At 49.8% G+C, this 9,952-nt stretch carries 9 protein-coding genes; all 9 read right to left on the bottom strand.

Annotated features, from left to right (window positions below; translation table 11 throughout):
- A partial coding sequence (locus tag EKN38_RS04310) for a type VI secretion system ImpA family N-terminal domain-containing protein (RefSeq protein WP_185812829.1) occupies positions 1 to 830 on the bottom strand: 830 nt, incomplete at its 3' end.
- 46 nt (positions 831 to 876) lie between these two features.
- The gene (locus EKN38_RS04305) at positions 877 to 2,121 is read right to left on the bottom strand and encodes a GIY-YIG nuclease family protein (protein WP_126521746.1); all 1,245 of its coding nucleotides are present in this window, start codon (positions 2,119 to 2,121) and stop codon (positions 877 to 879) included.
- Between the two features lie 152 nt (positions 2,122 to 2,273).
- Positions 2,274 to 4,757: a C10 family peptidase gene (locus tag EKN38_RS04300; RefSeq protein ID WP_185812828.1), complete on the bottom strand. Its 2,484-nt coding sequence runs from the start codon at positions 4,755 to 4,757 to the stop codon at positions 2,274 to 2,276.
- Between the two features lie 204 nt (positions 4,758 to 4,961).
- Complete coding sequence (locus tag EKN38_RS26205) at positions 4,962 to 5,357, bottom strand: hypothetical protein (RefSeq protein ID WP_126521742.1); 396 nt, start codon at positions 5,355 to 5,357, stop codon at positions 4,962 to 4,964.
- Between the two features lie 128 nt (positions 5,358 to 5,485).
- The gene (locus EKN38_RS04290) at positions 5,486 to 5,956 is read right to left on the bottom strand and encodes a hypothetical protein (protein WP_126521740.1); all 471 of its coding nucleotides are present in this window, start codon (positions 5,954 to 5,956) and stop codon (positions 5,486 to 5,488) included.
- Between the two features lie 14 nt (positions 5,957 to 5,970).
- Positions 5,971 to 6,426 carry a type VI secretion system baseplate subunit TssE gene (gene tssE, locus EKN38_RS04285; protein WP_126521738.1) on the bottom strand — a complete coding sequence of 152 codons (456 nt, stop codon included), beginning with the start codon at positions 6,424 to 6,426 and terminating at the stop codon, positions 5,971 to 5,973.
- Positions 6,426 to 6,971 carry a type VI secretion system lipoprotein TssJ gene (tssJ, locus tag EKN38_RS04280; RefSeq protein ID WP_126521736.1) on the bottom strand — a complete coding sequence of 182 codons (546 nt, stop codon included), beginning with the start codon at positions 6,969 to 6,971 and terminating at the stop codon, positions 6,426 to 6,428. Before tssJ ends, tssE begins: the two co-directional genes overlap by 1 nt.
- Entirely contained in the window at positions 6,949 to 8,034 is a 1,086-nt protein-coding gene (gene tssG / locus EKN38_RS04275) for a type VI secretion system baseplate subunit TssG (protein ID WP_126521734.1), read from the bottom strand. Before tssG ends, tssJ begins: the two co-directional genes overlap by 23 nt.
- Complete coding sequence (gene tssF, locus EKN38_RS04270; protein ID WP_126521732.1) at positions 7,998 to 9,752, bottom strand: type VI secretion system baseplate subunit TssF; 1,755 nt, start codon at positions 9,750 to 9,752, stop codon at positions 7,998 to 8,000. Before tssF ends, tssG begins: the two co-directional genes overlap by 37 nt.
- Positions 9,753 to 9,952 lie beyond the last annotated feature (200 nt).

The raw sequence follows: 9,952 nt of genomic DNA, 5'->3' as shown, positions 1-9,952 counted from the left end.
TTCTGTAGAGGGTCTGGCCGGTGAAGAAAATGCCAGCTCCACACTGAGACTATGCTTATCACCAGCATGGTACACATCCCGGCGACAAAGGATTTCCACTTTTTAACCGGAACAGGCATTGTCGACAGCACTTCTACATTCGGCTGTTGTTCCTGTTGCGCAACGTAAACCCACTTCACTGCACTCTCTGACATATCTTCATCTGGTCCACCAGCAAAGTCTCTCTTGGATGCTGTCGTATCATTCATAACGGTGGCAGGCAACACGATACCCGGCTGAATATTTGACCCGGTGCTGGTAATACCATCGCAGCTTTCCAGCCGGAGAGCACTGTTGTGCATCAGGGTACGCAATGTATCGAGCTGGCTCAGATGCTTAAGCTCTAGACGCTGCAGTACCTCTCCTAGTCCGGTAAGCAGTTGCTCCGCCCGGTACAGCTGGCTGAGGTCACTGTAATTCAGCGGGAGCGAACGCATTCGTTGCTGCAGGCGCTGACTAAGACTGCTGAGGATTTCCATCCGGGCATGGACTTGCTGCGGCCACAGTGCCTCCCACTGATGACTTATCAGGGCCTCGAGTATCGTCAGCCCTTCATTGAGCCCGAATAAACCGGCCAATTGTGTACGCGCAAGCGTATACCAGGCTACCGTTTGCAGTTCCACACCGTTCTGCTCAAACAGTGAGAGACAGAGTTTTTCCGCATAACGCCAGTTCACATCGGGGCGAGCCGGATGTGTCAGCTTACTCAGCTCATCGCGCAGGGCAGCATAATCCGGTAGCGTGCGCGGGTCGCCGCCGGTTTTGATTTTACGCGGGGTGATGTTATTCATGACCAGTTGTCCATTTGACGAATAAGGAGCTGTTGAAAGTTATTGCTTATGCGGCTTCGCTTTCTGCATATTCGAGACTCTGCAGATACTGTAGCGCCACCGGATCAGCGATATATTCAACCTGCCCGTGATGACGCTCAACCTCATCGATAATTTTACTGAGTTCAACCCGGAAAAACTCCTTACGCAGGTTGATTCGGTTAATCCGGTAGCTTTCCAGATGGTCATGCAGTATCTTTTCAAGCGCAGGGGCGTCATCGCAGGAAATCATGGCGTGGACGTCAAAATCAAACGGCACAGCTGCCCCGCTCAGTTCTTTCACGCGCTCCATAGGCTCCAGCCGTCGGGTCATAACGATTTTGAAGACGTTTTCACCGAAGGAGCCAATATTCGAAATCACATACACGTGTCCCTGCTTCGTGAGCTGAGCCATGGATTTGGCGCGTTCATACTGCTGATGCACGTCCTGGATTTTCTGCTCCAGCTCCAGACGCTGTCTTTCCAGCTCTTTCCGGTGCGCACCTTCAGCGGCGAGCAGAGCTTCTTCCAGTAAAAGCTGCTGCTCAGCAAGGCGTTGCTCCTCCTCTTCCGCTTCGCGTTGCTGCTGCTCCAGCTCATCCTGACGCTGCTTTTCTTCCCGCATTTGACGCTTGAGCTCAGCCTGATATTCTTTTTCTTCCTGCGCTTTTTCCAGCAAGGCGACCTTATCCAGAAACTGCTGTTTTACGCCTTCCCAGTCGGCATTATCTTCCAGCTCCAGAAAGGTGATTTTCTCGCTGATGGCCGCGTAAGCGTCTCTCTCCTTCCTGAGCTGGTCGTACTTGCTTTGCCAGTTATTCACCGTAGTGCCGGAAAGCAGGGTTTTGACTTTGAATTTATAAGCGGAGTCCACAATACGCTGCAGTGCCCGGGAGGCTTTATTTCTGGCATTGCGAAACTCATCCCACTGACCGGAAAGCTGCCTCTTTTCCTGATACAGGCCACGAGCCACTTCAGTACTGACCGTTTCTTCCAGGGCTTTCTCTTTCCGGGCCAGGTCAGACGCAGCCTGTTCGAGCTCCGCGGTTTTCTTCCGGAAGCCCCGATAAATGAAAACCCGTATTATTAATGCAACGGCTATCAGTAAGCCAAAGAACAGACCGATAACTCCGGCCGGATTCGACACAGATTCAATAAATCGCTCATTAATATTGATTAATGCTCTTACCGCGACATAAATACCCCAGGCAATGACGCCAATAATAACCAGGATAATACCCGCAGTACTGTCATCTTTTTTTCTTCGCGTCATCTTTTATATCCTGCCACTGTCAATTCAAATACTATAAAAAAGAGTGAGGGCGCATTTAAGAATGAAACCCTCTCTCTTCAAATGGGGAGCGCAGACTATATCATAAGCTCACAGCACGCATTCGCTCATCACTATTAAGTCCGTACCCCATACTATTTGACAGCCAGCTTAATTTTATCGACAATTTCCTCACTAACGCCTGTTAATATTGCCTTGTTGGCTTCATCACCCCAGGAATTACCGATGACATACAAAGAATATGGCCCTGGCTCAGCTTTTTCATTTAGCTTACAGTTAATGATAAATATTTGTTCGTCTCCTTCCCTGGTAAATAGAACTTCTATTCTGCCTAATTCAATTGTGTCACCACCAGGATTTTCTATAACAACTCTCAAATCCCCATAAAAGTAAGCATCCCCATCCATTCTGCACTGAACAGGGAGTTCAAATTCCGTCCCCTGACTTATTTCCTCTGGAGCAACAAGATTTTTAGTCAACTTTACAAACCGCGCAGCCGTATCCGGGAGAACGGTAAATACTACTTGATTGACAATGCTATCATCCCCCGGGGAGAATATATCAATTTCATAGGACTCCCTGGAAGTAAGGGTATCATTAACCTGTAAAGACAGTACATACGGACCAATATCCATATTTGTCGGAAGAGCAATATCGAGCTCCAGTGAATATTGTTGCCCCGGCCCCATACCGACCTGAGAGTGACTATGGGTAAATGGATAACGCCTGTTTAATTCATCCAATAGAATTAAAGTTAATACTCCATCTGGATTAAATATCAACTCTTCCCCGATGTTTTTTACAACAAGTGTTGTTCTGAAACTGCTCTCCCCCCTAATTCCTGACGAAGGTACATCCAAAGATTTCATAAGTCTGGCATTACAAGAAGAACGTATAATGTTCCTGACTTTTACCAGCCTGGTATTTTCAGCATTCGTGTCATCGAAAGGGAGTATTTCCCATGATAGCTCAGATAAACTCCCGGCATTGTCATAAATCGCTGCAAGATGATAATTACCCACCTCAAATTCTTTCGAAAGAGAAACGTCAATAACTATTTTTTTAACCTCATTACTGCCCATGGATATATAATGACGCTCACTCACCTTATGTAGAATGTTCCCATAACCATCAATAAAGCATAAAATCACCCCACCTGAAACGTTTCCATCCGACTGGTTTGAAATATGAATTTCAGCCTCTCCCTCCCATCCGGGATGCAGATTATCTTCAATACCAATTTGCGAACATATAAAAATACCTGAGACTGACACTTTCCGGCGATGAGTCAACCGTAATGGCTGTCTGTCAACATATCGCCATTCGGTATTATCTTTAGTATTCTTAGCCATAAAGTAAAGAAATAACTCACCAAATCCATAACCATCCGGAATTGACTCATTAAACCTGATAAAGACTTCACCCTGAGAGGATATTTTCTCTGTGGAAACAACAGCGAATACATCAAATACTGCTGACCAGTCTCTTGTCACAACATAGTTGGCCGGATTTAAATTCACCCCCAAACCCAATTCACCTAAAAAGTCACATGAACTTGTATTTTTGAAGTTTGCATTAACTTCTACAGGTTCACCATAGATAATGTCTTCAGAAAACTGAGAGTGTTCCACCAGAGAAAGATAATCTGGCTCCCGGGGTTTGACATTAAACCCTGCAATCATATCGATGGAATAAGCAATATCAAAAATATCGAAGTAACCATCACCATTACCGCCCCAGCCAAAGTTAAAGTAGACAAAACCGTCAATGTCAATACCACATGCAATAAAGTAATGAGTGGTTTTAGTCCCCGACTTGGCACCACCAACGGTAACTGGTCTTTTCTTTCTCAGGGAGTTATTTATTAATGCTAATAACTCCTCTTTTGTCACAGTTTCGTTACCTGTTTTACTAAAAGTAAAAAGCAAGTCTTCAATATCATACCCAAAATACTCATGCATTTTTTTATAATATATATTAGCATCAGTCGCAGTCTCAAAATAATCAAATTTAATATTCATGGATGCACCAATGTGGTACATCAAGTCAGCCACGCGTTTTAAAGACTCCTCCGTCGTATTCTCATCAACAACCTGAGGCATTTTGTCCCACTCGTAAGTTATTTCAGGCAGGTTTATCTCAGGAATATTTATAACATTCCCCTCTGAGTCGTTGTATGAATACTCAGTAGTTGCTTTCAGGCCGTGCAGGGGATGTCGGTAGTAATACGCTATTTGTGCTAACCCAGCAGGAACGCACCCTGAAACCATACCTCTCTTCGGTAATGATTGCCCGTACTGGTTCCATTTTGTTTCTATCAGTGGTGATATAGGCTCGAATTTATGATTCGTTTCACAACGATTATTCAAAGACACTGCATGATTGTTAGCTGCAGATATAATACTCTCAATCACCGGGTTGCTTTTGAAACTACCACACTGAGAGTACCCTATCACTCTGAAAGATGAATTATCATCCACAACAATTAAAAAACCCGATGGTACAACATCAAAAATAACAACATTGCCTTTACGCTCCAGAAAAACCACGTCTTCTGAAGATAATTTACCCTTCACGTAATCAGTTGCGAATCTGGATATTGCATCGATATGCGTCATATTAAACCTCATTGATTAGACAATAAAAACCTTTATATTAGCAAGAACTTTACATATAACTACCAGTTTGTAACCGCCGACATTGACAACGTAGTAACACCCAAAGACTCTGCCTCCTTTAAAAACCTCCTGAAAATAAAAAATGGCTATCCCCCATAGATTTTCCCGTGTGCAAATATCTCATCCTACACATTGCCCTTTATATTAATATTCCCCTGAACAAATCGGTAAATGAGTGTATCCGGGCTTGCTGGCCATATAGAGGGGAGCGCATGTGGGATGTCGGGGTTGGGTACTGACCGGTTCGTCGTTTTCTGCAGCACGTTGCAGTTTCTGCTTTTTCGCAGTACTCACCTTTTTCGTCTGCGTTTTTCGGGTGGAAGTGGATGGTTTTACCCGATTGCTGGCTTCTGAGGAACCATACCCGGAACAGAATCGTTTCGACTGACTCAGACTCCCGTCATTACAGACAAAGCGGCCATCAGATGTGCAGTGCGCTATACCGCCTTTTGAACCTGAGCAGGGCTGCCTTCCACGCGCCGCATCGGCTTGTGCCGTAAACAGTATCCCTGAGACCAGAAGAAAGATTAATTTTCTCATTTCCATATCCGTAATTTATTTCGTAATTTTGTGGCTCGGTTCTCCGTCAGCCATTAACTGTTTCGCCAGGTAATTATGCAATGACTGACAGGCAAAGAAATATATAACTATTGCTCATTCCAGTTGCACTATGGAATGAGCGCCAGAATCAAACCAAAAAAAGTGCTCTCATCAAAAACCTGTCCAGAGGGGGATAAAGCACCAGGCGGAACAAAGGTCCAGTTGTTCACCGTGGCTGACCGCATAAATAATCGACCCAGAGGCGTCACGAGTCCTCCATTATGGAAGGTCACCTCCACGCACCCGGTTACACCCTGACCATAAAGGAATGCCGGCACAAATTTTACGGACCGGTCGTCGATACGCAGAACGAGGGCGGTAATATCAAAACATCCCCTCTCAACCAGCAGGTCCGTAACGGGTGTATTGTGTGTCTCCGCATTCAGTCCGGTACCCACCAGCCACGCGTCCATTTGCTCCTGAAGCTGTGCCATTCGGAGGCGAAACTCAGCAACATCAGCCTGAGTCTTGCTGACGGATGAAACCGGAGCAGACTGTCTCGTCTGCAATTTTTCGAGAAACTGTGATTTTACTGACATGGTGTTAGCTGGCCTTACAGACGGGTTGTGGTGTCGAGATAATGCTGTTGCTTCAGGTGTCTCAGCATCACTCGTCCCTCGGGCATAAACTCGGTGCCATAGCGTACGAGACCAATGCCCTTCAGCTCGGCATCAATGGCGTAACGCAATTCGCCGGGGACGTTCTGCTCCAGCAGGACGACAGTAATTTTTTTCAGACGCGGTTCATATTTGAGCAGGACAGCAAACAGGGTGCCCATCAGCTCATGTGCGGTGCCGGGCATGCCCTGCAGTATTTTTGTCATATCGGGCAGGCCATAGTCCGGCAGATGCGCAAGCGTCCCGGCTCGACAGTTGAGGATGCGCTGCATGTTATCGAGCACGGACAAAATCACCTGATTTTGTTCACTGACCTGATGGAGATCGAGGCCGCCGGTGAAGTTGCCGGTCAGCATTTCATACAGTGAAGGTGTGTTGTGTCCCTGGGGCATCAGTCGTCCTTGAGAGGCTGCAGTGTCAGATGATTGTTACCGGCTTCCAGAACGCGCGGCTTATCCGGGTCAAGTTCTTCACGCCCCATCACCAGCTTCCAGGTGTTATTGACCATATCCGGGTGACGGAACAGACCCACCACCGCCACAAACCGTGCATCGGCTTCCATCGGCATATTCAGGTTCGCATCTCCACCCGGCTTCACCACCACTTCACGGCTTGCCAGCAGGTCAGCTTTCAGGATGGTCTCCCCGTCTTTCAGCAACTGCTGGTAGACCGTTTTGTCGAAGATTTTGCGGTCTTTCAGCTGGTAGACACGGATAATCACCGGCTCAGACAGCGAGTTACTCTCGCGGGAATCGGTGTTCAGCGCTTCACGGGCGGTGAAATCCAGGTGCAGCACCTTAATTTTTTTGTAGAACACGGCGTTAAATGCTGATTTGGTGCCATCGGTGATGCTTTGCGTCACTCCGCAGCCCGCCAGACTGAATGCCAGCAGGGGTAACAGCCAGCGCGCAGTTTTAGTTAAACTTGTACGTAACACGTCGGTTTCCTTGTTGTGGTGTCGCAGGCTCCAGCCCAGTGTAATAACCCAGTTCGGTCGTAAAGGTCTCAGGGATATCCTTCAGGAGATCATCCCCCTCCACACCCAGTACGCCGTTCATGCCCAGCCAGAAAGGACCATTGCCGAGTGGTGGAGCGGCCAGCAGTCGGGTCCGGGTAGTCAGGGTGATTTTTGCCTTAAAGCGCCAGCCCAGATAGACACGCAGCATCACGAGAAAGTCCTGATACAGCAGACCATCAGGTTTCCAGCCCTGCGATTCCTGTTCGTTATCGGTGGACAGGGCAATCAGCAACTGACTGTTAGCATCCATAGCTTCTTCACCCAGCGGCGTGTTGCCATCCAGAAGAAAATCGTCATCACCATAAAAGCCCAGCGGCTGACTGACCTCCACCGGCCGCAGGCAGTACGGGCTAACCTGTACGGTGGTATCCGGTGCCAGCAGACTCACCAGCGCCTGCATCCCCTCCTGGGTTTTACCTGGCTGCTGCAGTACGCCAAGCAGCGACAGAAAGCGCGATACCGGCGTGGCGATGTGCTCTGCGGTGCCCGGAATGCCCAGCCCCACCAGACCCAGCAACGACTGAGAAATGCTGTCGGTGCCGCCGGGCTCAAACGTGGCCGGGTAGGAATATTTTCGCCAGATGCGATAAAACTGCGTCAGGATGCGGTGGCTGAAGATATCCAGAAAGCCCTGTAGCGCCTCATGCCCTTCCCGACGCTGGGTGATGTCGTCGAGATAGGCGGTCGGTAGCGGCGAATCCACGCCGTACATGCCCATAAACGTGGCGCGGATGAGCGGTGGTTTACTGTCACCCTCTTCGTCATACTCCACGGCTTTGAGTTCGCTCGCCGGGAAGCCCATCCCGGGGTGTGGCGCAAAGCGCACCGGGTCATCCGCCGGATGACTGGTAGAGCCCATCAGTGGCCTGCCCGGGTTACGCTTCTCCAGCAACTGACATAAACGGTAAAAGTTGATGCGGTGAAGATCAGCCTCCAGCCGCGGGGTCAGCCGGGAATACGGCGGTTGTGCTTCTCTTCCCATTCCAGGCGTTCTCCGGTCGGTTGCAGGATGATAATCAGGCGGTTAAACAGATAGATATCGGTATACAGCGCAAAGAAACGGCTCAGCATCTCACCAAAAAGGCAGATGTCGCCGCGTCCGGCAAAGCCGTGGCTGTCCAGCGTCACTTCAATCTGCACGCCGCGCACCAGGTAGCCCTGCTCGAAGCGCTCGGTTTCACTGTGCTTCACATCAATGATGGCTTCCAGACGACGGCGGTTCATCTCGCTGTCGGTCCACTCGTAAAGCGCCAGGGTTCCGCGTAACACTTCCGCATTGTCCATCATCGACAGGAAGCCGCTGCCAAGATGACTCAGCACGCGCCAGTGGAAACGGTCCTGCGCCGGGGGATAACAGGGTAACGTCGGCGCACACAGATTATGCACAGCGATGCTGGTCGAGGTGGTTTTCATTACCGTATCAAGCACGGTGCTCTGCAGTGCACGGCGAGGTAGCTGTCCGTTGGTGCCCGTGAGCGTCAGCGACAGGCTTTCATCCTCCGGCACCGTATGGTTATCAAACGCTTCGCCGCCGAGGATAAGCCAGGTGTTATGAAGCCCGGACGGACCGCGGCGCACGCGGGTGTGGTAGTAATATTCCGGCGCTTCATGACGCATCATTCCGCCTTTGTGACGGAAGCTGGAGAACGGCACGTAGGTATGCTGGCTCGATGACATCACAGAATCGACAGCGTATATCTCGGTATGGCCATCCTGTACGCGCATCGGGCGCAGCATGTATTCGGTCTGCAGGGAGTTGAGCGTCAGCGGGTCGGATTCCAGCGGGAACAGGTTAATCACCGGCACACAGTTCAGGCGCAGATGCTTTTCGGTAAAGCTGAAGTCGTGCTCCCAGCGCTCCGCCAGTACCACGTCGATTTCAAACCAGGGGAGCTCAGCCGGAAAGACCACGGTCTCCAGCCCACGCAGTCCCGTGAACATGAATTTCTCACGAAAGGTGAAGTACTCCAGCAGCAGCTGGTAGCCGCTAAAGCTACTGCTTCCCTTCGGCCACAGGTCATCATCATCGCCAAAACCCAGCGCGGTGAAATACCCTTCGAGCGGTCTTCTGTCCGTGTCGCCCGGCATCCGCAGCCAGAGACGCGCAGTGTTTATGGTAAAGGCTTCATGCATGGCGCAGGCCAGCGGGGCGTCTGCATTGAAGTAGAACGGGATCTGACTGAGATCGACACGACTCCAGTCGGCAAGATGGCTGCAGTTAAAGCGCAGCGTGATGACCGAGCGACCATCCGGATCGGTTGCCAGACGCGCACTTTCAAGTGACAGCGGCTGAAGTGTGATCTCTTTGGTGGTCGTATACCGGCAGCGAGTGCCCTTCTCACCGATCGGCCGCGAGTTCACCTCGAAACCTTTGACAATGCGCATCTGCTCTTTCATCTCACGCCAGTCAGGGGTGAACTCCACCACCGACATCGACGGAATGGTGCGCAGGTAATGCGGCCACAGCAGGCTGACCAGCCCTTCAGTCAGCTCAGGCAGATCATCATCGAGCTTTTCACGCAGCCGGCCCATCAGGAAGGCAAAGCCCTCAAACAACCGCTCCACGTACGGGTCACGCGCCCCCGCTTTATCGAGATTGAGCATTGCCGCCTGCTCGGGGTGAGCACGGGCAAACTCTTCGCCGGCTTCCAGCAGATAGCGCATTTCAGCGTCATAATAACGCAGGGTTAAATCATCCATATTTATTCTGCTTAGTAAATTGCTGCGTGTTAAACACTGAAGCAGACTCCGGGAGTCTGGTACGGGTAATCATAGAGTTAAGAGAACCATCAATGCTGAGTACAAAGGGATGGTTTTATGGCATATTTTTTAGCCATACTAGGCATCCAACCCGAAGGAATCCCCTGGCATTCTGTGTAACCTTTATGCATTAAAGATGT

Origin of the sequence: Enterobacter sp. WCHEn045836 (assembly GCF_003965585.1) — a bacterium.
GTDB lineage: Bacteria > Pseudomonadota > Gammaproteobacteria > Enterobacterales > Enterobacteriaceae > Enterobacter > Enterobacter dissolvens.
Note: the sequence above shows the minus strand (reverse complement) of the source record. Positions and strands in the feature narration are given on the sequence as shown.

What these genes read in the sequence shown, in the direction of transcription:
- tssF (WP_126521732.1), bottom strand. Translation starts at nt 9,752, where the DNA reads ATGGATGATTTAACCCTGCGTTATTATGACGCTGAAATGCGCTATCTG.
- EKN38_RS04305 (WP_126521746.1), bottom strand. Translation starts at nt 2,121, where the DNA reads ATGACGCGAAGAAAAAAAGATGACAGTACTGCGGGTATTATCCTGGTT.
- tssG (WP_126521734.1), bottom strand. Translation starts at nt 8,034, where the DNA reads ATGGGAAGAGAAGCACAACCGCCGTATTCCCGGCTGACCCCGCGGCTG.
- EKN38_RS04290 (WP_126521740.1), bottom strand. Translation starts at nt 5,956, where the DNA reads ATGTCAGTAAAATCACAGTTTCTCGAAAAATTGCAGACGAGACAGTCT.
- tssE (WP_126521738.1), bottom strand. Translation starts at nt 6,426, where the DNA reads ATGCCCCAGGGACACAACACACCTTCACTGTATGAAATGCTGACCGGC.
- EKN38_RS04300 (WP_185812828.1), bottom strand. Translation starts at nt 4,757, where the DNA reads ATGACGCATATCGATGCAATATCCAGATTCGCAACTGATTACGTGAAG.
- EKN38_RS26205 (WP_126521742.1), bottom strand. Translation starts at nt 5,357, where the DNA reads ATGAGAAAATTAATCTTTCTTCTGGTCTCAGGGATACTGTTTACGGCA.